At 44.1% G+C, this 22,328-nt stretch carries 22 protein-coding genes; 13 read left to right on the forward strand and 9 right to left on the reverse strand.

The annotated features are described in order from the left end of the window. The coding region (locus JFC07_RS07730) for a zinc ribbon domain-containing protein (RefSeq protein ID WP_198328778.1) at positions 1-110 on the forward strand (110 nt) is incomplete at its 5' end. A gap of 253 nt (positions 111-363) precedes the next feature. Continuing rightward, a complete protein-coding gene (gene pncB / locus JFC07_RS07735) occupies positions 364-1,605 on the forward strand; it encodes a nicotinate phosphoribosyltransferase (protein WP_068408208.1) in 1,242 nt (413 codons plus the stop codon). Positions 1,606-1,622: 17 nt separating this feature from the next. On the opposite strand, the gene xseB is transcribed toward pncB, so the two are convergent. The 3 genes from xseB to JFC07_RS07750 all read right to left on the reverse strand — a co-directional run bounded on the left by xseB (position 1,623) and on the right by JFC07_RS07750 (position 4,168). After that, on the reverse strand, positions 1,623-1,868 hold the full coding sequence (xseB, locus tag JFC07_RS07740) for an exodeoxyribonuclease VII small subunit (RefSeq protein WP_068408206.1): 246 nt from the start codon (positions 1,866-1,868) through the stop codon (positions 1,623-1,625). A 196-nt stretch (positions 1,869-2,064) separates the two neighbouring features. Then, positions 2,065-3,591: an exodeoxyribonuclease VII large subunit gene (gene xseA, locus JFC07_RS07745; protein ID WP_068408204.1), complete on the reverse strand. Its 1,527-nt coding sequence runs from the start codon at positions 3,589-3,591 to the stop codon at positions 2,065-2,067. Positions 3,592-3,799: 208 nt separating this feature from the next. Beyond that, entirely contained in the window at positions 3,800-4,168 is a 369-nt protein-coding gene (locus JFC07_RS07750; protein ID WP_068408202.1) for a hypothetical protein, read from the reverse strand. 184 nt (positions 4,169-4,352) lie between these two features. Here JFC07_RS07750 and JFC07_RS07755 point away from each other — a divergent pair, with 184 nt between their 5' ends. The 11 genes from JFC07_RS07755 to purF all read left to right on the forward strand — a co-directional run bounded on the left by JFC07_RS07755 (position 4,353) and on the right by purF (position 15,129). Further along, a complete protein-coding gene (locus JFC07_RS07755; protein ID WP_198328779.1) occupies positions 4,353-5,018 on the forward strand; it encodes an alpha/beta hydrolase in 666 nt (221 codons plus the stop codon). A gap of 80 nt (positions 5,019-5,098) precedes the next feature. Further along, the gene (zapE, locus tag JFC07_RS07760; RefSeq protein ID WP_068408266.1) at positions 5,099-6,205 is read left to right on the forward strand and encodes a cell division protein ZapE; all 1,107 of its coding nucleotides are present in this window, start codon (positions 5,099-5,101) and stop codon (positions 6,203-6,205) included. Positions 6,206-6,250: 45 nt separating this feature from the next. Further along, entirely contained in the window at positions 6,251-6,925 is a 675-nt protein-coding gene (locus JFC07_RS07765; RefSeq protein ID WP_198328780.1) for a nitroreductase family protein, read from the forward strand. Positions 6,926-7,138: 213 nt separating this feature from the next. Continuing rightward, positions 7,139-8,425 carry an NAD(P)H-dependent glycerol-3-phosphate dehydrogenase gene (locus JFC07_RS07770; protein WP_198328781.1) on the forward strand — a complete coding sequence of 429 codons (1,287 nt, stop codon included), beginning with the start codon at positions 7,139-7,141 and terminating at the stop codon, positions 8,423-8,425. A 90-nt stretch (positions 8,426-8,515) separates the two neighbouring features. Continuing rightward, on the forward strand, positions 8,516-8,974 hold the full coding sequence (locus JFC07_RS07775; protein ID WP_193030591.1) for a SixA phosphatase family protein: 459 nt from the start codon (positions 8,516-8,518) through the stop codon (positions 8,972-8,974). Positions 8,975-9,094: 120 nt separating this feature from the next. Next, complete coding sequence (gene gspL, locus JFC07_RS07780) at positions 9,095-10,387, forward strand: type II secretion system protein GspL (protein ID WP_193030589.1); 1,293 nt, start codon at positions 9,095-9,097, stop codon at positions 10,385-10,387. Between the two features lie 2 nt (positions 10,388-10,389). After that, positions 10,390-10,953: a type II secretion system protein GspM gene (gspM, locus tag JFC07_RS07785; RefSeq protein ID WP_198328782.1), complete on the forward strand. Its 564-nt coding sequence runs from the start codon at positions 10,390-10,392 to the stop codon at positions 10,951-10,953. A gap of 127 nt (positions 10,954-11,080) precedes the next feature. Then, positions 11,081-11,506: a DUF4870 family protein gene (locus JFC07_RS07790; protein ID WP_102076389.1), complete on the forward strand. Its 426-nt coding sequence runs from the start codon at positions 11,081-11,083 to the stop codon at positions 11,504-11,506. A 239-nt stretch (positions 11,507-11,745) separates the two neighbouring features. Beyond that, positions 11,746-12,780 carry a quinone-dependent dihydroorotate dehydrogenase gene (locus tag JFC07_RS07795; protein WP_102076526.1) on the forward strand — a complete coding sequence of 345 codons (1,035 nt, stop codon included), beginning with the start codon at positions 11,746-11,748 and terminating at the stop codon, positions 12,778-12,780. Between the two features lie 70 nt (positions 12,781-12,850). Further along, positions 12,851-13,348: a CvpA family protein gene (locus JFC07_RS07800; protein ID WP_068408192.1), complete on the forward strand. Its 498-nt coding sequence runs from the start codon at positions 12,851-12,853 to the stop codon at positions 13,346-13,348. A gap of 245 nt (positions 13,349-13,593) precedes the next feature. Beyond that, the gene (gene purF, locus JFC07_RS07805) at positions 13,594-15,129 is read left to right on the forward strand and encodes an amidophosphoribosyltransferase (RefSeq protein ID WP_068408191.1); all 1,536 of its coding nucleotides are present in this window, start codon (positions 13,594-13,596) and stop codon (positions 15,127-15,129) included. 236 nt (positions 15,130-15,365) lie between these two features. On the opposite strand, the gene JFC07_RS07810 is transcribed toward purF, so the two are convergent. The 6 genes from JFC07_RS07810 to yajC all read right to left on the reverse strand — a co-directional run bounded on the left by JFC07_RS07810 (position 15,366) and on the right by yajC (position 21,911). After that, the gene (locus tag JFC07_RS07810) at positions 15,366-15,737 is read right to left on the reverse strand and encodes a branched-chain amino acid transport AzlD family protein (RefSeq protein WP_068408190.1); all 372 of its coding nucleotides are present in this window, start codon (positions 15,735-15,737) and stop codon (positions 15,366-15,368) included. Beyond that, positions 15,727-16,458 (reverse strand): AzlC family ABC transporter permease, encoded by a 732-nt coding sequence (locus JFC07_RS07815; protein ID WP_198328783.1) that lies wholly within the window; start codon positions 16,456-16,458, stop codon positions 15,727-15,729. The genes JFC07_RS07810 and JFC07_RS07815 overlap by 11 nt, the downstream gene beginning before the upstream one ends. A 90-nt stretch (positions 16,459-16,548) precedes the next feature. After that, a complete protein-coding gene (locus JFC07_RS07820; RefSeq protein ID WP_198328784.1) occupies positions 16,549-17,943 on the reverse strand; it encodes an MATE family efflux transporter in 1,395 nt (464 codons plus the stop codon). A gap of 179 nt (positions 17,944-18,122) precedes the next feature. Next, positions 18,123-19,385, reverse strand: coding sequence for a protein translocase subunit SecF (secF, locus tag JFC07_RS07825; protein WP_068408187.1), 1,263 nt, complete (start codon positions 19,383-19,385; stop codon positions 18,123-18,125). 9 nt (positions 19,386-19,394) lie between these two features. After that, a complete protein-coding gene (gene secD / locus JFC07_RS07830) occupies positions 19,395-21,272 on the reverse strand; it encodes a protein translocase subunit SecD (protein ID WP_068408185.1) in 1,878 nt (625 codons plus the stop codon). Between the two features lie 309 nt (positions 21,273-21,581). Further along, positions 21,582-21,911 carry a preprotein translocase subunit YajC gene (gene yajC / locus JFC07_RS07835; RefSeq protein ID WP_068408182.1) on the reverse strand — a complete coding sequence of 110 codons (330 nt, stop codon included), beginning with the start codon at positions 21,909-21,911 and terminating at the stop codon, positions 21,582-21,584. Positions 21,912-22,328 lie beyond the last annotated feature (417 nt).

A 22,328-nucleotide genomic window follows, 5' to 3' on the forward strand; every position in this document is an offset into this window, starting at 1 on the left:
GAGAATGGCTTTGCGAGTGCGGTGTCACTCATGACCGTGATATTAATGCGGCAAAGAATATTCTTGCGCTCGGGCTTGAGCGTCTAGTAGTAGGAATCCCCTCACTTTAGGGAGGAGAGGAAGTCAAGGCTGTTATTCCAAACCTATAAGTCAGAGTAAAAGGATAAATACGATTATTATCGTTGTAGTTTTGCTTTTATAAGCGTTGAGTTATGAAAAATGAGACAAACTTCGTTATACTCAAAATCTGAACCTTTTCTATTATTGGCATTTTGATAACTTTGGCATCTTGATAACTATTGCTACCTATTTCGTCGCTCGTTTTGTTTAGCGACTTTTCATTTTTGTATTTAAGGCTGTAACATGACCGTTACTCAAACTTCTAAACCTTTTGAACCTATTATTACCTCGTTATTGGATAACGACTTATATAAATTTACTATGTTGCAAGCCATGCTACATCAGTTTCCGCAGACCCATGGCGTTTATCGTTTTCGCTGCCGTAATAACGAAGATACGCTGTATCCATTGGCGGATATCAAAGACGATTTAGAGCAACAGCTAGACAGCTTGTGTGAATTGCGATTCTTAGAAGATGAGCTGGAGTATTTACGCGGATTGCGCTTTATGCGTTCAGACTTCGTTGATTATCTAGAATTGTTTAAGTTAAAGCGCCGTTTTATCACCGTTAGCACCGACGAAAAAGGCCGCTTGTTTATTGACATCGAAGGGCCGATGATTCAGGCAATGTTTTTTGAAGTATTTGTCCTAGCCATTGTGAATGAGCTATATTTTAGTGCTTTATCAAATGCCAGCGTTATTGAAGAAGGGCAACGTAGGCTAGATGAGAAAGTTGAGTTATTGCATCAGTATGCGGTAAAACAGGAAAAATATGATAATAATACACCGCCATTTATCGTCGCTGATTTTGGTACACGTAGACGCTTTAGCAAGGTTTGGCAAGCGCATGTGGTTGAGACTTTACATAACGCTGAACCGAAAATCGTCAGCGGTACGTCAAACGTTTATTTAGCAAAAAAACTCGGCATGACGCCAATTGGTACCATGGCACATGAGTTTATGCAGGCATTTCAGGCATTGGATGTGCGTTTGCGTGATTCACAAAAAGCGGCACTTGAAGCGTGGGTACATGAATATCGTGGTGATTTGGGTATTGCGCTGACCGACGTCGTTGGGATGGATGCATTTTTACGCGACTTTGATTTGTATTTTGCCAAGCTGTTCGATGGTCTGCGTCATGATAGCGGCGACCCGTATGTTTGGGGCGATAAGGCCATTGCGCATTATAAAAAATTAAAAATAGACCCAAGAACCAAGATTTTGACCTTTAGTGATGGATTGGATTTAAATAAGGCGTGGAATTTACATCAATATTTTAAAGGTCAAATAAGAACCAGCTTTGGCATTGGCACCAATTTGACCAACGATATGGGCATCACCCCGATAAATATCGTCCTAAAATTGGTTGAGTGCAATGGGCAGCCAGTTGCCAAATTGTCGGACAGCCCAGGCAAGACTATGATCAATAATGATACCTATCTTGCCTATTTGCGCCAAGTTTTTGAAGTCGATGAGCCAGAATAGAGCTGACTTAATTTAGTTTAAATGTCACTGTTCTCTGTGCTATCTTCTTCGGCGAAAGCGGCATCTAACGCTTGCTGCACGGCATTGATACGGGTTTCGCAAACGCGATAAGCGGCAATCGATTCCTCAACCGTTGTCATCAGATTATCGATATCTGGCTCATCTTGTTGCTGTAGCTCAGCGGCATTGGTTTTTAGAATAACATAAGCTGCCTTAAAGGTCTTTGGGGCGGCTTTTTTACGTTTGCGAGTAGGGGTTGTCATAAGGTTTCCTAATATTCACATTAGTTTAAGAAAAAAACATAGAAAGAAAAGTAGATAAAAAGTTGTTAAATATTTTAGTTTCAGGAGTCTGCTGCTGTTATAAATTTTCCTTGCTTGCTGTGTGACTTCGTCACTGTTCGAGGCTACGCAAAATTTATCCCAACAGCTGTGTATTTTTATGGCAAACAGACTATAACTAATTGGTCTTCACATCAATAATCTGTGCTTTTGCCTTACCATCTTTTAAGATGATATGTACCGTTTTCTCAGCATAAAGTTGCGTACTGCTGGTCAGTATCTGCTTGTCTTTTGCATCAGTGAGCATGGTGTAGCCTTGTTTAAGCACGCGAGAAGGACGATGCAAGAGCACAATATCGCGCAGATATTCGCTATCACGTCGTGCTTGTAGCAACTGCTGCTGCGCACTATGTATAATCGTCTTTTTTTGGTTTTGGCTATAACTTGATGCAATGGTTAATTGCTGATAAGCAGAATTTTGAGTTTGGACTCGCAGCTCACTGGTTCGTCTGGCTGCTTGTTTGACTTGGCGCTGGGCACTTTGCTGAATACTCTGCCAAGCATAATCACTGTCTTTTTGCAGGGCGGTCAGTTGACCAATCGTTTGCGACTGAATGTGACTCAACTGGCGTGTCGTTTGTTGCTCAGCGATATTCAGTTGACGCTGCGCTGCTTGTTTGATTTGCGCTTGGTATTGCAGCGTTTGCGTGACGAGCTGGGCTAAATGCGCCATGATAGCGGCAATCACTTTTGATGGCGTATCAAAGCTGGTATGCGCCACTTCATCTAAAATCACTTTATCACGCTCATGACCGATACCAACCCAGACAGGGATAGGCTGCTCGGCAACGAGGGCAGCAAGCTCATAATCATTGAGATACGCCAAATCACCAACCGCGCCGCCACCACGGATAATGACTAACAAATCTGGCAGGCGTTGATAGGTGTCGTAAAACTGCTGCTGGGCGCTGACGATAGCTTGTCGGATTTCACTTGGTGCGTGATTGCCCTGAAAGGTGGCGTGATGGTAATGGAAATGACAGGCACCTGTACGAGCTAAGCGGTCCGCATCGGCTTGAAAGTCGCCCAATCCCGCTGCTTTTTCAGGGGCAATGACTAAGACATGTTCGATATCAAATGGGACGGGTAGCTGCTGATTGAGGTTTAATAAGCCTTCGCCAGTCAAGCGGTCGACCATCTCCGCGTATTGCCGCGCCAAGTCGCCTAACGTATAGCTTGGGTCGATATCTTCAATAGTCAGTGAGAAACCGTATTGTGCATGAAAGCCTGCCGATACTTTGAGTAATACGGTCAAATCACGGTCAAGCGGCATACCGGTTGCGCGCTCAAACTTTGCTAAGACGCGCGCCGCTTTAAAGCGCCAAAGATTACCACGGCAGCTGGCAATAACTTTGCCGTCGTCATCTTTTTCTGCCAGCTCAAAGTAATAATGCCCACCTTTGCTTGATAGGTTGCGAATTTCAGCTTTAACCCATACGCGGTGATTAAAGGTCTGTTTGATGACCATATCGACCGCCGACAAGTAATCACTTAGGCGTAAAACCGTATCTTCTAAACTGACTTCCAGACTGTTTTCTTGCTCAGCCAGTTCAGCTTCCAAGGTCGCTAAATCTTTGGCAGGCACCAAAACTTTGTCTTTTTTAGAGCTGGCTTGTTTCATATTTGCTAGATTGGGTTTGCGCATAAGAGGAGACCAAAGGTAATCGAGGCTGAAAGGTTAACGACGTTAGATTAACTCATCAAAGTAAAGGTTGCAGGTATAAAAGACCAGACAGGATAGTTTACCCCAAAAGTGCCGCTACAAAAAGTAAAGCCAATAAGCCGCGATAAATATAGATGAATATAATAGCTATCTCACAAACTTATTGGCTAAAGGCTAAATAATGACGGCTTTATTGGCAACGAAAATTAATCATGTACTCATAATCATCTTTACGTGATAAATCTGGCGTGCCCGTCCCAAAGATTGAACCGATGACCGCGCCCGCTTGTCCGACCATACGGCCCGTTTGCTCATTTAAAATACCGTTATATTTGACTTTATCATCAACGATAATCACTTGTTTTCTTCCGCAAGTTTTTTGCGCACTGTCTATCGCATTTTGCTGGGCTTTTACTTTGCTCTCAGCGATGCCTGTGGTTTCATAAATCGAGTTAGCGCGCTGAATTACCGGTGAAGAAGGCGTGCTTTGACAGGCACTCAAAGCCAGAGCCGCAGCCAGTGTTGCTGTTAAAGTAGCGGTTTTATTAAAAATATTCATAATAGTTTCCTTTTTCCTATAAGTTCAATATATTACTCGACAACTTGTATGAATCTAACGTATTGCGACAAGGAGTGTCTAGGCGGTTATTGTGTGCAACGTTGCAGGTACACAGCAAATTACTTGAAATATAAACCATATCTAGGATAATTGAGGTATTCACCTTTAACCAATAAGTAAATTTATGCAACTGATTCCTGCTCCTGCTGGCGTGCTCGAAGTCGACGCGCTATGGCAACAAGACAATCCTAAAGATGCGAATACCGATACAGTGGCGCTGCTTTGTCATCCCAATCCGTTATTTGAAGGCACGATGAACAATAAAGTGGTCACGACCATGTATCGTTTTGGGCGTGATAGCGGCATGCATGTGGTACGTTTTAACTTTCGCGGCGTTGGCCAGTCAACCGGCGAGCACGACTACGCAGATGGTGAAGTAGTCGATGCGATGACCGTGCTACAATGGATTGCAGAGCAGACCAACGCTCGTAAGCTATGGCTAGGTGGCTTCTCCTTTGGTGGTTATGTGATAGCACGTGTCGCTGAGCAAGTCATGGTAGCGCCGCATATTTGGGGACTGGGTGATTTTGAAATAGCAAACGTCGCGCTTATCGCGCCCTCAGTCGAAAAAAATGACAGCAGTGATATCACTTTACCCATTGATAAAACCTTTGAGATATATGGTAATGCTGATGAAGTGATTGACCCAAATAATATGCAAGCATTCGCTGAGCGTTTAGGACTGGACGTTAGTATCGTTGATGGTGCTGGGCATTTTTTCCATGGACGTTTATCTGAGCTAAAAGGTTTGTTGGAAGAGCATAGTTTTGGCTCTAAAGAGTCGCAGTAAAACCAGCTGGTGTCTTAACCAATTTATCTAAGCATACTTTTAGCTTTTTATATTTATTTTGTCTAATAATGAGTCGTATTATGAGTTTATCTCCCTTGCAACGTTATGAGCAGGCCATTAGCACTGATGAGTTTACTCGAGATGAGCAGCAATATCAGGCAATGAGCTATTTAGATGGGTTGTATCATCAGCTTAATGATAGCGTGGCGCAAAAAAAAGGCTTTTTTAGCTTTTTAAAGTCAAAACCTGCGGCTCCCAAAGGTTTGTATATGTGGGGCGGGGTGGGGCGCGGTAAAACGTGGATGATGGATATGTTTTACGACTCTTTGACCATTGAGCGTAAGATGCGCCAGCATTTTCACCACTTCATGCAGCGCGTCCATCAAGAGCTAAATAATCTACAAGGTCAAAGCGATCCGCTAGAAAAAGTCGCGGATATCATTTATGCAGAAGCACTGATTATCTGTTTTGATGAGTTTTTTGTCTCCAACGTCTCAGATGCGATGATTTTAGGTGATTTGTTTACCATGCTATTTAATCGCGGCGTGACTTTGGTCGCCACATCAAACATTGAACCAGCAGGGCTTTATAAAGATGGTCTACACCGTGATCGCTTTATGCCAGCTATCGCCGAAGTTGAGCGTCACACCACAGTGATGAATATTGACTCTGGTATTGATTATCGCCTGCGTGTCTTACAGCAAGCGGAGTTATATGAGTCGCCGTTGACTAAGGCCAATCACCACTGGCTTGCCAACCGTTTCGCTAGCTTGTCTAACAATCAAAAAATCAGCAACGCGCCTATTACCATCAATGGTCGCGAAATCAAAATCAATGCCCGTACCGAAGATATTTTATTTTGTGACTTCCGTCATTTGTGTATGGAGCCACGCTCAGCGTCTGATTTTATCGAGATTGCCAAAGAATTTAGCACGGTGTTAATCAATTCTGTGCCCGCTTTAGATGATGATTTGCGCGATCCGACCCGCCGTTTTATTTATCTGGTTGATGAGTTTTATGATCGCCGTGTCAAACTGTTGGTAAGAGCAGAGCAGCCAATTCTCGAGCTCTATCAAGGACAAAAATTGGCCTTTGAGATTGAGCGGACGCGCTCACGCCTGCTTGAGATGCAGTCAGAAGATTATTTGCGCATGGACCATCGCATCGAAGGCTCAGAAGCGGCGTAAGGCATATCGCTAATGCATTTACATAATAATAAATAAGGATAAAATATGAATAGTTCTGAAGATAATATGGATAATAGCAACGAACTGAACAGTGATAGTGAAGAAAATCAAGCCGAAAGCCCGAGAGGGGCAAACGCGCAAGTAACCGATGAGCAACTGATTAACTGGATTAAATCAAGACGTAGTATCGGCAATTTGAGCATTCCTGCACCGACAGAAAGCCAGATTAGAGCAGCTATTGATTGTGCGGTTACCGCGCCTGATCATAAAAAACTGCGTCCGTGGCGCTTTATCGTTACCCAAGGTAATGCGCGTCACGACTTGGGCCGTGCTTTTTTAGCAGCTGCTGAAGCACAAGCGGCGCAAGAGGGCGAAGAGCTGTCTGAGAAATCACGCAAGAAAACCTACAATATGCCGCTGCGTGCGCCCGTTATTATTACAGTCGTCACCCACATGCAAGTGCATAAAAAAGTGCCACCTTTTGAGCAAATGCTCAGTGCAGGTGCAGCAGTGCAAAACCTTATTTTGGCACTACAAGCTCAGGGCTTTAGTACGGTTTGGCGTACGGGATTATTGGCCAATGAGCCTGCCGTCAAAGCCTATTTTGACGTTGGCACAGATGATTATGTCACGGCTTTTGTTTATACTGGCAGCAGTCCTTGCGATATGCCAACGCGCAAGCCGATTGATATTGAGCCATTACTGCGTTTTGAGTCATAGCGTCGAGACAGGTCTATGATTACGGCGATGTTTCAATAAGGTAATGGCTGTCATAACGCGACACAGCAAAGCAAAACAATGACCAAACTGGTCACGTTATTTCAATAAAATAACGGTTCTATATCAATAATTGTTGAAACATACCGTCAATCTCACTGTATACTCAGCACAAATTCTAATCATAATTCAGTCAGTCAATACGGATAAAATAATATGACCAGCGCTAATGATAAAAAGACAGATGCAAATATAGAGGACAGTCAAACAGATGACAAAGGGGCTGAAAAACAAAACAGTTTGCTATCCGGTATCATTGAGCGTGCCACCAAATCTGGGCTTGGACGTAAGAAGTTAAATCCTAGCGCGGTTGAATCTGCGGTGGCAAAAAATATGGCAGAAATCCATAACAATCCAACCAAATTGCGTTTGGCATTTTTAGGTGGCGGTAGCTTTGGTACGGCGATGGCAAACTTGGCTGCTCGTAATGGCTGTGATACCACGCTGTGGGTACGCAATAAACGTACTGTTAAGGCTATGGCAAAGACGCAGACCAATAAAAAATATCTGCCCGGTTATAAGCTTGATGATCGCCTCAAATACAGCCACGATTTACAAGCGGCGGTCAAAGATACCGATATTATTTTTATCGCTGTCCCAGGCCTCGCGTTTCGCGAAACCCTTAAAAGCATCGCGCCCTTTATTAGCGGGCAATCTATTGTCTCTTTAACCAAGGGTATGGAAAAAGATACCTTTGCTTTGATGAGTGATATTATTAAAGATGAGCTGCCGGAAGTAAATTTTGGCGTGATGTCAGGGCCAAATCTCGCCATTGAGATCATGAAAAATATGCCGTCTGCTACGGTCATTGCCAGTGACTCTGAGCCACTACGCCATGCGGTACAAGCAGCATTACATAGTGCTTTCTTTAGAGTGTTTGCCAGTGATGATGTTCGCGGTGTTGAGCTTGGTGGCGCGCTAAAAAATATTTATGCCATTGCCATGGGAATGGCGGCAGCTTATGAAGTCGGTGAAAATACCAAAGCCATGATATTAACGCGCGGTTTAGCGGAAATGAGCCGTTTTGGTGTCCATGCCGGTGCCAATCCGCTGACCTTTTTAGGTCTGTCGGGTGTCGGTGATTTATATGCCACTTGTAGCTCAGAGCTGAGCCGCAATTACCGTATTGGTAATATGCTCGGTCGCGGTATGACCATTGATGCGGCGGTCAAAAAATTGGGTCAAACCGCTGAAGGCGTCAACACCATTCAGCAAGTACATGAAAAAGCCACCAAAGAAGGCATTTATATGCCGATTACCCATGCGCTTCATGCAGTCATTTATGAAGACAAAGCGGCACTTGGCGTTGCTTTACATCTTATGGAAGCGGGCTTCCGTAGTGATGTTGAGTTTGTCATGGAGCATGACCATAGTAATGCGGCACTAACGGCGCAAATGCAAACAGCAAGCAAGACTAAGCATAAAAAAGACGAAAATAAGTAAAGCGTTTAGCAGAATGTAGCTATTTCATTGTTAACATTACTTTATCATCAAAATAGTCAGGTAAACGTAACACACAAGGTGGTTAAGATTATGAAAATTATCTTAGTACGTCATGGTCAAGCAGAAGATGGGACGCGCCCAGACAGTGCACGGCAGTTGACAGATTTTGGTCAGAAACAAGCGGCGGAAACGGCAGAATATATTACCACTCATTATCAACCTGATTGTTTTGTTGTGAGCCCTTATAAGCGGGCGCAGCAGACGCTGGCAGAATTACAGTTGCGCGCTCCTAACGTGCCCTCACAAATACAAGAGAATATCACGCCATCCGACGATGCCCATCAGGCGCTCATCGATATTGGTAATGTTGAAGCGGAGTGTCTGGTGGTCGTCTGTCATATGTCTATCGTTGCTCACATCGCAGGCCTGCTAACGGGTGATTATCCTGAATCCTTCTCTTTGGCAGAAGCGCGCGTGTTTGAGATGGATTTTGTGATGATGGGTATGGCAACCGAGATCGACCGCTTTGTCCCAGAACAACCTTATTAGTATCAATCATACACATGCTCATAAGACATTTAAATGCTTGCTAGACCATAGCTTTAATAAATGACAGCTTTAATCAGCAATGACTCTAAACAACAGCTTGGATAATTAAGGACACATTTGGTGTTACATGTTTGGTTAAGAGCGCAGCACAGTCCTCTAGCGGTCTGGCACGAAGATATAAAACAATGGCAATTGGTCGATGGCTGGCAACAGCTGCATGATATCTATGGTAGCTATAAAACCAATAGCCAAAAATCGGTTTGCCTGTATTTCCCATCAAGCCATGTCTTACAAGTAGAGTCTGAGCTAAATACGGCTCAGCTTAAACAATTAGGTATGAGCGGTAAGCAGTATTTATTTGAAGAAACTTCTCTGACGCCGGTTGAACAATTAGCCATTCGCCAAATGACTGAAAATACCAGCCATCATCTCTATGCTTTGGCTCAAAGCGATATCGAAGCATGGCAGCAAAGCGCTAAGCTTGTTGGCATGAACATCGTAGCGTTATTGCCTGATTTTTTATTACTGCCAACGCCAGAAGAGGGCGCAGGTCAGCAACTTGTATTGTACCAAGATAACCACACCATGCTACTGCGCCAATCCTTACATCAAGGCATGGCCGTCAGTTATCTGCCTTTAATCTTTGAGCGTTTTCCACATTTAAGCGAAGTGCTGCTATTACCAGCTATTGATGACGCCTTTGTAGATTCGAGCCACGCTACTGATATGGTTAATGAGCCTGCGTTCGATGATATTGATTTAACCAAGCATGAAACTACCGTCAAAGTAACTACTCAAACGGCGGCAATGATTGCCGAGCATCAATTACTATTAACCACGCTACCAGTTGCTCCTAAACCGCTTGAAATTCCTGAGCGTCATGCGCTGAACTTTTTTATTAAATCGACCGATTCGCAATTATCACCATATCTGCGGGTGGCGATGATGGTGGCGCTGTCAGCACTGATATTACAGATGGCGACCGATGGGGTACAATTCTACCAGTATCAGGCGGCAGCAGCAGCGACCAAAACTGAGATTGCCACCCAGTACCAGTCTTGGTTTCCTAATGAGCCGCTTAGTACGCGCACGAAATTGCAAGTGCAGTTGCAACCAAAACTGCGTAGTGATAGCCAAGCGCCTAACGCTCACATAGCGGTATTATCACGTATATCACCGCTGATTAAACAGTCGTCATTACGCGCGCAGGCGTTAGTCATGCAGCCAACTGCACTTAGCTTTACACTGATTGCACCAGACCGCGGCAGTCTTGATCAATTTACCAATACGCTAGTTGCTCAAGGATTAAATGCTAAGTTGGAACAAGTGAACGGCAATGAGCAAGGGCAGTTTAGTGGTCAAGTGACCGTTGATGTGGTAGAAAACAATAGTAGCGTTAGCAATAAAGGGTAACCATGAAAAGATTACAACGCCTTGCCAAACGCAGCACTATGGTGGCTGACCCTAAAAGCAGCGCATTATCAACGCGCATGAGTAGCTATCAAAATATTTTAATGACACGTTGGCAAACATTGTCTGCGCGTGACCAATTAGCCTTACTGCTATTGTCGGCGTTTTTGCTGTTATTTGTCGGTGGTTATGGCGGCTATAGCGTCCATCAAGCAGCAAAAGCGAGAAAAAATGAGTATCAAGAGCAGGTTGCTGACTATTTTTGGTTGCGTGCCCAAGCTGGTAATATTGATAGCAATGCGTTAAATGCTACCAATTCAGCAGATGGCGCTGAAGCGATGCCGCCGGCTAGCCGTATCAGTGCGCTGTTAAATAACTCAGGGATTGCTGATGCGCAGGTCATTGCAGCAGGCGATGCGGTGCAGCTGAGCTTTACCCATCCAAGCCAAGCGGTGGTGAGCGGGGCGCTGGGTAATCTTGAGCAGCAAGGTTGGCAATTTACTCAACTGTCGATGCAACAAGATTTGGTTACCAAGGCCATTCAAGTACAGGCAACCGTCAGTTCTTAATATTTTTAGTCAATTATGTAAGAAAAATATTTAACCACATTAACGCTTTAAAAATTACCACATTGAAAACCTGATAATTTGCCACAATAAAAATAACTACAGACCACAGAACATAACGAGTGACAGCATGATAAATAATTCTAATAATACGATGAGTGATGATAAACGCCGCTCTTTGACGATGTATAACCACATCACCTATTTGCTCTATGTGCTCAGCTATTTTACCGCTGGGCTATTGTGGATTGTGCCTATCTTTATGAACTATGCCAAACGCCGTGATGCTGACGGTACTTGGCTCGCTACCCATTTTGACTGGCAAATCAAGACGTTTTGGTACAGTATTGTCCTGTTCGTCATTGGGGTGCTTATTGTCACCTTTGCCTTAGGCGGTTTTGGTGTCAGTATGTTCGCTGAAACCAACAACATTGCCATCGGCTCAGTATTAATGGCCATTTTAGGTTTTATGGTGATGGGCTTTACTTTTATTTGGCATCTGTACCGTATTGTGCGTGGTTGGATTGCGCTTGCTGATGGCCGCCCAGTGCCTTAATCTGAAAATATGAATATCAATAAGTGGTATATGTGAATAAAAATGCTGTCTGATAGGGGTTTCTTTACTAGGTTTAGTCAGTCAATTGACAGTATTAACGCTTACTTATTGGCAGGATATGGCGTAATTTTCCTGATGAAACTTTGGTCTTATTTCAGTTAAGCTGATATAATCGCAGCGCTTGACCGCATTCGTTTTTCTCATTCATTATTTCTTTTTAAGCAGGGTCTGTCATTACTATGTCTTACGCCTTACTTCGCCCTTTTTTGTTTAATATGGACCCCGAGCACGCGCATGAGATGACCTTATCTTTATTGGATAAAGCTCATAAAGCGCGTGTGTTAGGCTTAGTGTATGGTCAGTCAATGCAGCCAACCGACTGTATGGGCTTGCAATTTGCCAATCCTGTTGGGCTTGCCGCCGGTTTGGATAAAAACGGCGATTATATTGATGCATTAGCAGAGTTGGGATTTGGTTTTATCGAAGTAGGTACGGTCACCCCAAAATCGCAAGTTGGCAATGACAGACCTAGACTATTTAGAATCAAGCAAGCCGATGCCATTATTAACCGCATGGGTTTTAATAATGAAGGCGTCGACTACCTGATTGAAAACGTCAAGCGCTGTAAATACCAAGGCAATATCGGCATCAATATCGGTAAAAATGCTGCGACTCCGGTTGAAAATGCGGCTGATGATTATGTCTATTGCTTAGAGCGTGTCTATCCGCATGCGTCTTATATTACGGTTAATATCTCCTCGCCGAATACCAAAAATTTGCGCGACCTACAAAGCGGTGAAGCGTTAACCCAATTATTAGATACCATTAAAAATCGCCACAATCAGCTGGCAACCGAGTATGGTTTTTATGTGCCTTTGGTCCTAAAAGTCGCCCCCGATTTAGAGCCATTACAAGTGGATTACATCTCTAAGCAGTTGCTGGACTTTGAGATTGATGGTTTGATTGCCACCAATACCACGTTGAGCCGCGTAGGTGTCGAAGATTTGCCCGATGGTGAGCAAGCAGGCGGCTTATCCGGTCGTCCGGTCAGCCACATTAGTACGCAAATTCTACAACAATTCTCTGACCAGTTGGGTGGTAAGGTCACGTTGATTGGCGTTGGTGGTATCGATAGCGGTGACAAAGCCGTCAAAAAAATTGAAGCAGGTGCAGATTTGGTGCAGCTATATTCAGGACTTATCTATAAAGGGCCGGGACTGGTACAGTCTTGCATTCAATCTATCGGTGGCTATTACGATGCGATGGAAGGTTAAGATTGTTAAAACTGCAAGCTTTTCACCTTCACTGAAGTACACCAAATAAGATGCAAATGAGGCGATAAACATGAGTGGTTTAGATATTGTAATTGCTGTGGTTGTCCTGATTGGCTTATGGCGTGGTTTTCAGGTAGGTCTGATTAAGACAGCTGTCGGTTTAGTCGGTTGGTTTATCGCACTTATTGCTGCCACGCGTCTGGCAGGTTCGGTCGCGCCGCAATTATCAAGTATGGTAGAGAATCCTGTTTTACAAATGGCGCTGGCGTTTTTAGTGATTGTGATTGCTATTTTAGCCATTATGCATCTGGTTGCGTTTGTGTTTTCTGGCGTACTTAAAACCTTACGTCTTGGCGTCCTTGATAAAATGGCGGGCGGGGTACTTGGCGCGGCAAAAAACGTGCTTATGGTTTTGGTGGTGCTTAGCGTCAGCGCGCCATTGTTGGTACAAATGCCGCAGTGGGAAACCTCAGTGCTCGCGCCTGAATTACTGCCTTATGCGCCCATGGGTAAAGAGCTGGTCTCAGATATGTTTGGGATGGCATGGGATCAGGTCAATCAGTCTTAAATTTTATAGATCCAAAGGCATGCTAAGCACTTAAAAAAACTATTCAAGCGTCTTTAATATTCGTAAAATATACCTCTATTTGTCATCATTAACTTGTCTTATGGATAATTAGCCTTATCTATTGTCCGTAAGACGTTATTCTCAGCAAGATCATCAGCTTTGCGGCAAAAGATAGGCAAACATTTAAGACACGCTTATCAGCCGTTATTGTGTTATCAATGTGTGGTACAAAATAGGATACAACTATGTGTGGAGTCGTTGGGGTCGCAGCTCATGAGCCGGTCAACCAAATTCTTTATGATGCCTTAACCATGTTGCAGCATCGCGGGCAAGATGCGGCAGGTATTGTGACTTTACAGGATGGGCGTCTTTATTTACGTAAAGAAAATGGCATGGTACGTGACGTGTTTATGAACCGTCATATGCTAAAACTGGTGGGTAAGTTTGGTATCGGTCACGTTCGTTACCCGACCGCTGGTACCTCAAGTAGCGCCGAAGCACAGCCTTTTTACGTCAACTCGCCTTATGGTATTACCCTTGCGCACAATGGTAACCTAACCAATGCTGAAGGTCTGGCAAAATCTTTGTATCAAGAAGATCGCCGTCATCTCAATACCGATTCAGATTCTGAGGTGTTGCTAAACGTGCTTGCGCATGAAATGCAAAATATCAATAAAACCCACCCGACGCCTACGGATATCTTTGCAGCAGTGACAGCGGTTTATAGCCGTATTGAAGGCGCTTATGGCGTGGTTGCCATGATTACGGGTCATGGGTTGCTAGCATTCCGTGATCCAAACGGTATCCGTCCGCTGATTTTTGGTAAGCGTATGGCAGCTAACGGTGGCACAGAATATATGGTCGCGTCAGAGTCAGTTGCGTTGACAGGTTCAGGCTTTAGCATTGTCCGTGATGTCAAACCAGGCGAAGCGATCTTTATTGATTTGGACCATAAACTGCATACGCATCAGTGCGTTGAGCAAAAAGAATACACGCCTTGTATCTTTGAATATGTGTATTTTGCCCGTCCAGATTCTATTATGGATAATATCTCGGTTTATAAATCACGCCTACGTATGGGTGAAAAACTGGCTGATAAAATCCTTGCTGAATGGGGTGAGGACCATGATATCGATGTGGTTATTCCTATCCCTGATACCTCGCGTACTTCAGCGATGGAGCTGGCGCTAAAAATGAATGTCAAATACCGTGAAGGGTTTATGAAAAACCGCTATATCGGTCGTACCTTTATCATGCCAGGTCAGCAGCAACGTAAAAAATCCGTGCGTCAAAAGTTAAGCGCCGTACCGCTTGAATTTAAGGGCAAAAACGTCCTCTTGGTTGATGACTCAATCGTTCGCGGTACGACGTGTCATGAAATTATCCAAATGGCACGTGATGCTGGTGCCCGTAAGGTATTTTTTGCCAGTGCTGCACCGCCGGTTAAATATCCAAACGTTTACGGTATCGATATGCCAGTGCGTAGCGAGCTGATTGCTTCAGGTCATAGCGTTGAAGAGGTACGTGAGATTATCGGTGCCGACCGCTTGATTTTCCAAGATTTGGACGATTTGATTGAAGCAGTAAAAGATACCAAGCATAGCAAGGTTGAAGGCTTTGATTGCGCGGTATTTAATGGCTGCTACATCACTGGGCAAATCAATGAAGCGTATCTCGATCATCTACAAGAGCAACGTAACGACACCGCCAAAACAGGCAAAAAAGGCGTGCAAATCGTTGCTGATACCCCAGTCGATATGATGGGCGTAGAAGAGTTATAATAGAATAAGTAACTCAAAAATGGTAGTAAGTAAAAAGGCTGGATTCGTAAAGATTCCAGCCTTTTTTATTAGCACAAATAAACGTAGTCAGTATGAAATAAAATGATGAATAAACAGCCATAGGTGGCTGGTATAAATTTTCCTTGCTTACTGTTATCACAGAGGTTACGAAAAATTCATCCCAGCCGCGCTGTATCTTTTTTAGGGTCAATATACGCTATACACTAAATTTTTAATCAGCCTAAAAAACGCGTAAATAACCACAAAAAGCCATTAATCGCCGCGATACCGACGATCATGCTGACCAGCAATTGACGACTAAGATGATAGATAAGTAGCACCAATAATAACGCGCCAATTTGTGCCATAAATAAATGTACTTCGGCACTATTTAAGCCAGCTTGGAAGCCAGCATCGCCTGACAAACCTTGATAAGAAAGGCTGGTTAAAATAAGTAATACCATCACTGACAGCGGCAAGCTTTCATTTAAGCGATGTAGCCACGGCGTATCTAGCAGCTTCTTAGGTATTAAAGCGGGCAGGGCACGGGTAATAAAGGTCACGGCTGCCATCGCCAGTGTGGCAAGAATCAAATAACTACTGCTCATTGCTGCCTCCTTGCACACTGCGCTGTAACCAAAAACCACGCGCTAAAATCAGCAGCATACAAATCGTAATCGCTACTAATAACAACCAATTACTGGTAAAGAACGAGGCAATCACTAAAGCAATGACGGCAATACCAATGGGGAAATAGCGTTTAATACTTTGGAATTGCTCATAAGCCAAAATGGCAAACAGACACACCAAGGCAAAATCTAAATGCGGTACCAAGTCACTGAGCGCGCTGCCAATCATCACGCCAATAGCGCTAGCAAGTACCCACCAGCTTTGATTAAACAGACTGATAGGCAAAATCAAGCGCGCTCTTGACTCAGGAGGTAAACTGGTCATCACTGAAAACGTCTCATCAGTAAGGGCAAATAAACAGTAGGTTTTCGCTATTTTATTTTTTGGCAAATACTGCAATAACGGCATACCATAAAAGACGTGACGCAAGTTAATGGCGGCAATGTTGGTAGCAATATTTCCAATAGGTAGCCCAGCACTTAGCATCGGTAAACACGCATATTGCGCCGCGCCTGCATATAAGACTACACTTAGCATAATAGTCCCCCACACTGGTACACCGGCTACTTGTGCGAGCACGCCAAAGGCGATGCCTGCTGGCAGATAACCCATGGCCACTGGCAAGCTTTTTTTAAAGCCTTCTGCCCATTCGTAATGATAAGCTTGATTTTGATTAATCTCATTTGATTGAGTAGTCACGTAATATCCTAATTTTTCTTACTTTTATGTATCGTTTATTATCTCTTTTGTGTTTATTAAACGCCTCATGTTAGCTAATTACTTTAATGGTCAAGCTTCAGGCTGCAATTTTTCATAGCTGCCTGTTTGATGGGCACGGTATAAAAACCCACCAAGAATCATCAATCTTAATAATAATAAGCACCAAACGCTAAGCCAAATACCGGTCATATCCCATTGCTGGTAGAGTAGCCAACTTAAAGGGAAAAAGATAAGCGCCAATATCAGCGCGGCATTACGAATGACGCTACCAGCCGTTAAACCAAAGAATATTCCATCGAGCCAATAAGCGCCAACGCCAACCAGTGGCAGTAGTACCGCATAAAGGTGATAGTCATAAGCCAGCGCAAAGACGGGTTCGATATTGGTCATAAAATCCAAATAAGTTGGCATCGCAAGCCACCAAATCGTGCTTAGCATCATGGCAAGGCCGTAACTGACCACGCCTGTGCGTTTGACGATAATACGAAAGTGCGGCCAATCGCGTCGTCCAGCTGCTTGTCCGCTCAAGGTTTCTGCCGATACCGCCACGCCGTCAAGAGCGAAGGCTGAGATGCTTAATACCTGCAATAAAATAGCATTGGCGGCCAAAATAACATCGCCGCTTTGGGCAGACAGTCGGGTAATCCAAGCAAAGCTTAGGGTTAAAATAAGCGTACGGATAAAAATATCTTTATTTAATGAGAATAGCCTAAGCATCTTATCTTTGGTAAAGTGGTCTTTATTGGCATTAAATAACGCGCGCCAAGAGATTTGTAGATGTCGACAGCTGAGCCACAATGCTAAGACTACCCCAAGCCAAAAGGCAATGGTCGTCCCTAATGCCACCCCAACCAAACCCATTTGCAACACATAAACAAAAAATAAGGTCAGAATAATATTAAGCATGGCGATAAAGCCTTGCTGATAAAGCATATAGCGGGTTTTGCCTTGACCGGCAAACCAGCCGATAAAGGCAAAATTCATCAGCTCTGCGATAACGCCCCAAAAACGGACGTCCAAATAAGTTTTGGCTGCACGACCGCTATCGGGATTGGCAGAAAGCGCTTGCAAGCCAAAATCAATGAGCCAAGGTTTTGCAATAAGTAGCACTGCGCCAATCATAAACGCAAGTAACAAAGCCCGCTGCAAAATTGATAGCAGCGGCGATTGCGTTTGTTTATGCGCATCATTATGAGCCAGCTGACCGAGTGCTTGTGCGGACAGTCCAGATGACGCGTATTGCAAAAAGTTAAAGCTGACTAATATCAAAGACAGCAGCTGAATAGCCAAACCCATGCCAGCAAGCTTGGCAGTGTCATTCATATTACCGACAATAGCTGTATCAATGACGCTTTGTAGTGGCATCGCAAGGTTAGCCAATAATACAGGTAAGGCAATCGCGATGATACGCGCATAGCGAGTATCAATAGGCGGCATAGCACTTGGCGGCAGGGTAGATGACATAGCTTAGTCGCTTATATAACCATATAATAAGACAGAAAAGTTTAGTGATGACTTATCGAATAGTATTAAAAGATGGATAAAAATAGTATAAAGACAAAAGCACCTAGAGTTTAGGTGCTTTTATCGTGATAACGTTTGCTAAACAACTAAAAGTCTAGTGATTGGCTTTTATACAAGCGTTAGTCTTGCTCATACATTTTTGGATCATTAAAAGTAACGATTTCTTCTTCAAACTCAGGCTTTACTTTAACGATAAAGTCATCACGTGACAAACCCATCGCTAGAGGAATCGAGCTTGCGATATAAGTAGATGAGTAAGTACCAGCAAGTAGACCAATAAACAGGGCAGCCGAGAACCAGAATAAGCCATCACCGCCTAAGAATAACATCGCTAGTACTACCAATAGTACCGTTGAGATGGTCATAATCGTACGGCGCAGCGTCTCTGTCAATGACAAATCAACCGTTTGACGCGGCGTGATACCACGCACGCGGCGGAAGTTTTCACGAATACGGTCATAAACGACGATCGTATCGTTCAGCGAGTAACCAATCAACGCCAGTACAGCAGCTAGGACAGTTAAATCAAACGGAAAACCAAATAAGGCAAAGACCCCGATGGTTACCACCGCATCATGGAATAGCGACAGTACTGCGCCAAGCGCTAGCTTAAACTGGAAGCGTAGGGCAACATAGCCAAGCATACAAGCCAATGCCAATGCCAATGCCATAACCGAGTTTAAGTAGATTTCGTTACCGACTTGGCTACCGATTATATTAACGTTACTGATTTCAACGTTATTATTAGGCAATGCTAATGCTTTACTCAGGCTGGCGTTCAGTCCATCGACGTTATCTGACTGTGGTGGCAAGCGTACTAAAAGCTCTTGGCGCGTACCTAGATACTGTACGACCGCATCGTCAAAGCCATTATCGGCTAGGGCATTTACCACATCGGCTTGCTCAGCAGGCTGCTCATAACGCACATCTGCTGAAACCCCGCCGGTAAAATCAAGACCTAGATTTAGACCATTAACGGCGATGGCGATAATACTGCCAATCACCATCAGAAGCGATAGAAGTGCCATCGGCTTTTCTAACTTCATAAATGGGATGATACGTTGATCGCCAATGGCTTTGATACCACCTTCTGCGTAAGCAGCGGCATCTTCGGCAGAACCACCTAACATCAAATTAGGATCAACCGCTGCTGTGTTACCAGATGCTTGGGTCGCCAAGGCTTGATTTTCTTTCCCACCGCGGCGGGTTTTTGAACCGGTCAATTTAGAGGTTCTAGGATTATTAGCTTGCGTATTACTGCCTTTGCCATCACGGCGCGGTTTTTTACGGCGGCGCGTACCAGTAGTATTTGCTTCACCGTTTGAGCCATTTCGATCTGGGTTATTTTCTTGTTCTAGCGGATTGTTATTATCGATAGCCATAGTTTTCTCCTAACCGATGCTCAGACGTTTGATAGATTTGCGCTTGCCGTAAGCAATTTGTATCAGCGCACGCGTCACCAAAATGGCGGTAAATAGCGAGCTGACAATACCAATCGCGAGGGTAATCGCAAAGCCTTTAATCGGACCCGTACCTATCGCAAATAAGATAAAGGCGACCAGTAAGGTTGTGATATTGGCATCGAAAATACTACTAAAAGCACGGTCAAAACCTGCGACGATGGCGGATTTTGGCCGGACACCATTTGCCAGCTCCTCACGTATCCGCTCAAAGATCAGCACGTTGGCATCGACCGCCATACCAATGGTCAAGACAATACCAGCAATACCCGGTAGGGTGAGTGATGAGCCTAAGATTGACATGATAGCAATGATAATAATGACGTTAATTGCTAGGGCCACGTTGGCAATGACGCCAAATAAGCGATAGAAAACAATCATAAAGGCGAAAACTAATAGATAACCCACTTGGGTAGAGAATAAGCCTTTTTCGATATTTTCTTGACCGAGTGATGGACCAATCGTACGCTCTTCCACGAAATACATCGGTGCTGCTAGCGCCCCTGAACGTAGTAAAAGGGCAAGCTCAGCCGCTTCAGCGCTACTGTCAAGTCCAGTAATACGGAATGACGAGCCCAGTACCGCTTGGATATTGGCACGGTTAATGACTTTGGTTTCTGCATACGGTGTACGTACTTCAACCGTCTCACCAGTCGCTGGGTCTTCTTTATAAGCGATACGTTGTTTATTCTCAATAAACAGCACCGCCATTTGTTTACCGACAGCAGTACGGGTAGCGTTTTGCATGAGCTTGCCACCAGCACTATCTAGGGTAATGCTGACTTCAGGCGAGCCATTTTCATCGATGCCTGTCTGAGCATTGGTGACTTTATCACCGGTGACAATCGCTTGACGCTCAAGCAATACTGGCGGACCATCGAGTGTTTCAAAGGGGAACGCTTCAGTGCCAGCAGGCGGAATACCGCCCATATAGTTTTCAGCACCTTCAGCAACCATACGGAACTCAAGGTTAGCCGTACGACCAAGGACACGTTTTGCCTCAGCGGTATCTTGTACGCCTGGAAGTTCAACGACGATACGGCTAGCACCTTGCGATTGTACCAAAGCTTCAGTCACGCCAAGCTCAGCAATACGATTGCGTAGGGTGGTCAAGTTTTGGTTGACCGCGTAGCTATTGATTTCATCTAAGGTGGCATCGTTATACGCTAAAATTAGCGCTGGGCCTTGCTCATCAATCGAAGACTGTAGCGTGAAAGTATTACCCATCGAGCCTTGTAAGATGTTTTGCGCACGGTTACGGGTATCGGTATCAGCGAAATGCAGCACCACGCCACGTTTTTCGGTTTTGATACCTTTTACCGCAATACGCTCAGCACGTAAGTCACGGCGCATATCACGACTGGCACTGGTCAAACGCTGCTCGAGCGCTTTATCCATATCCACTTCTAGTACAAAACGTACACCGCCGCGCAAATCAAGCCCGAGTTTCATCGGTTTTGCACCGATATCACGCAACCACTCTGGGGTCGTTTGTGCCAAGTTTAGTGCGACCACATAGTCCTCGCCCAAATTCTGACGCAGCACTTCCTGAGCTTTTAGCTGATCGACTGGATTATCGAGACGCACCAGCGCGCTGTTGCCCTCAAAGGTACCATCATGATTATTGATGCCAGCCTCTTCAAGTAAGCTTTTAGACTGGGTCAAAATACCTTCAGACAGCTGTGTACCTGCTGCGGCACTGGTAATCTGTACGGCAGGTTCATCAGGATAGAGGTTAGGGGCCGCATATAGACCGGCAATGATAAGCACGACGGCGATGAGTAAGTATTTCCAAGCGGGATATTGCATAATCACTTCTTTAAGTTGATAAACTACTGGCGACGCAGGCCACAAGTTAGCAGATGGGAAGTTAGCGATAACAATGGCAGGTGATTAAATGGAGAGCTACTATTGTGTGTTAGTAGTCGTACTAAATTCTGCACCACTGCGATCATCCGCGATGATAGTAAAGCAAAAAACGGTTAAGCGTAAACAGTAAAGCGAAAAATGACCGTAAATAATGTACGGTCATTTTACAGTCATTACAACCAATAATTGATATCTAGCAGCAATTAAGCTCAATAAAAGTTTGTCAATTATTGAATTTCTAAATGACAATTAAACGCTTTCAATCGTGCCAGCCGGCAATACTGAAATCACGGACGCACGTTGCACTTTAACATCGGTATGATTGTTTAAGCTCACTACCGCATAATCACCTTCCAATGCCTTAATACGGCCCATAAGACCACCAGCAAAAATGATTTCGCTGCCAACGGTCAACGCGTTGACCATCGCACGGTGCTCTTTGGTACGCTTAGACTGTGGGCGAATCACCAAAAAGTAAAAAATGGCAAAAAAGGCAACCGGCAACAAGATTTGACCAAACATTGACGCAGCGCCGGCAGTTTCTGGTGCCGCATGGGCCGCTTGAATGAATAAGCTCATAATTTCTCTCAGTAAGTCATAGATAAGAATAAATTTACACGCATAGTAACAAAAAATCTCAGGCTTGGTAACTGTTAATCATAGGCTGAGAGCGTTTTTGTTAAAACTCACGGACTAACCATGACCGTTATAATGGTGGGCGTTTTCTTATTATAAAGGATATAAGGATAAGTTACTGAGCAGACAAAAAAGCCAAATGTTAAGTTAACATAAAGCTATGATAAATTTATATTAACTTTATCAGTTTAAAATTTCGTGGGCATAAATTTATAAGTAACTGATAAGTATGGTAATTTATTGCGAAACACTATTATTAACATTGATATTAAACAAGCTCTTATCATAAACCAAATGGCTGTATAATAGAGTTGTTTGAGCGCGTTTTTAGTGATTGGATAGAAATGCATTCGCATTTAT

The sequence above is a fragment of the Psychrobacter faecalis genome (assembly GCF_016107575.1).
Lineage (GTDB): Bacteria > Pseudomonadota > Gammaproteobacteria > Pseudomonadales > Moraxellaceae > Psychrobacter > Psychrobacter faecalis.

Bases quoted from the DNA above. Each gene is read 5' to 3' on its own strand.
- JFC07_RS07810 (WP_068408190.1), bottom strand. From the start codon at position 15,737: ATGAGCAGTAGTTATTTGATTCTTGCCACACTGGCGATGGCAGCCGTG.
- JFC07_RS07820 (WP_198328784.1), bottom strand. From the start codon at position 17,943: ATGTCATCTACCCTGCCGCCAAGTGCTATGCCGCCTATTGATACTCGC.
- zapE (WP_068408266.1), top strand. From the start codon at position 5,099: ATGAGTTTATCTCCCTTGCAACGTTATGAGCAGGCCATTAGCACTGAT.
- JFC07_RS07750 (WP_068408202.1), bottom strand. From the start codon at position 4,168: ATGAATATTTTTAATAAAACCGCTACTTTAACAGCAACACTGGCTGCG.
- yajC (WP_068408182.1), bottom strand. From the start codon at position 21,911: ATGAGCTTATTCATTCAAGCGGCCCATGCGGCACCAGAAACTGCCGGC.
- JFC07_RS07795 (WP_102076526.1), top strand. From the start codon at position 11,746: ATGTCTTACGCCTTACTTCGCCCTTTTTTGTTTAATATGGACCCCGAG.
- secD (WP_068408185.1), bottom strand. From the start codon at position 21,272: ATGCAATATCCCGCTTGGAAATACTTACTCATCGCCGTCGTGCTTATC.
- secF (WP_068408187.1), bottom strand. From the start codon at position 19,385: ATGGCTATCGATAATAACAATCCGCTAGAACAAGAAAATAACCCAGAT.
- JFC07_RS07800 (WP_068408192.1), top strand. From the start codon at position 12,851: ATGAGTGGTTTAGATATTGTAATTGCTGTGGTTGTCCTGATTGGCTTA.
- xseB (WP_068408206.1), bottom strand. From the start codon at position 1,868: ATGACAACCCCTACTCGCAAACGTAAAAAAGCCGCCCCAAAGACCTTT.
- JFC07_RS07775 (WP_193030591.1), top strand. From the start codon at position 8,516: ATGAAAATTATCTTAGTACGTCATGGTCAAGCAGAAGATGGGACGCGC.
- pncB (WP_068408208.1), top strand. From the start codon at position 364: ATGACCGTTACTCAAACTTCTAAACCTTTTGAACCTATTATTACCTCG.
- gspM (WP_198328782.1), top strand. From the start codon at position 10,390: ATGAAAAGATTACAACGCCTTGCCAAACGCAGCACTATGGTGGCTGAC.
- purF (WP_068408191.1), top strand. From the start codon at position 13,594: ATGTGTGGAGTCGTTGGGGTCGCAGCTCATGAGCCGGTCAACCAAATT.
- JFC07_RS07790 (WP_102076389.1), top strand. From the start codon at position 11,081: ATGATAAATAATTCTAATAATACGATGAGTGATGATAAACGCCGCTCT.
- JFC07_RS07770 (WP_198328781.1), top strand. From the start codon at position 7,139: ATGACCAGCGCTAATGATAAAAAGACAGATGCAAATATAGAGGACAGT.
- xseA (WP_068408204.1), bottom strand. From the start codon at position 3,591: ATGCGCAAACCCAATCTAGCAAATATGAAACAAGCCAGCTCTAAAAAA.
- JFC07_RS07765 (WP_198328780.1), top strand. From the start codon at position 6,251: ATGAATAGTTCTGAAGATAATATGGATAATAGCAACGAACTGAACAGT.
- JFC07_RS07755 (WP_198328779.1), top strand. From the start codon at position 4,353: ATGCAACTGATTCCTGCTCCTGCTGGCGTGCTCGAAGTCGACGCGCTA.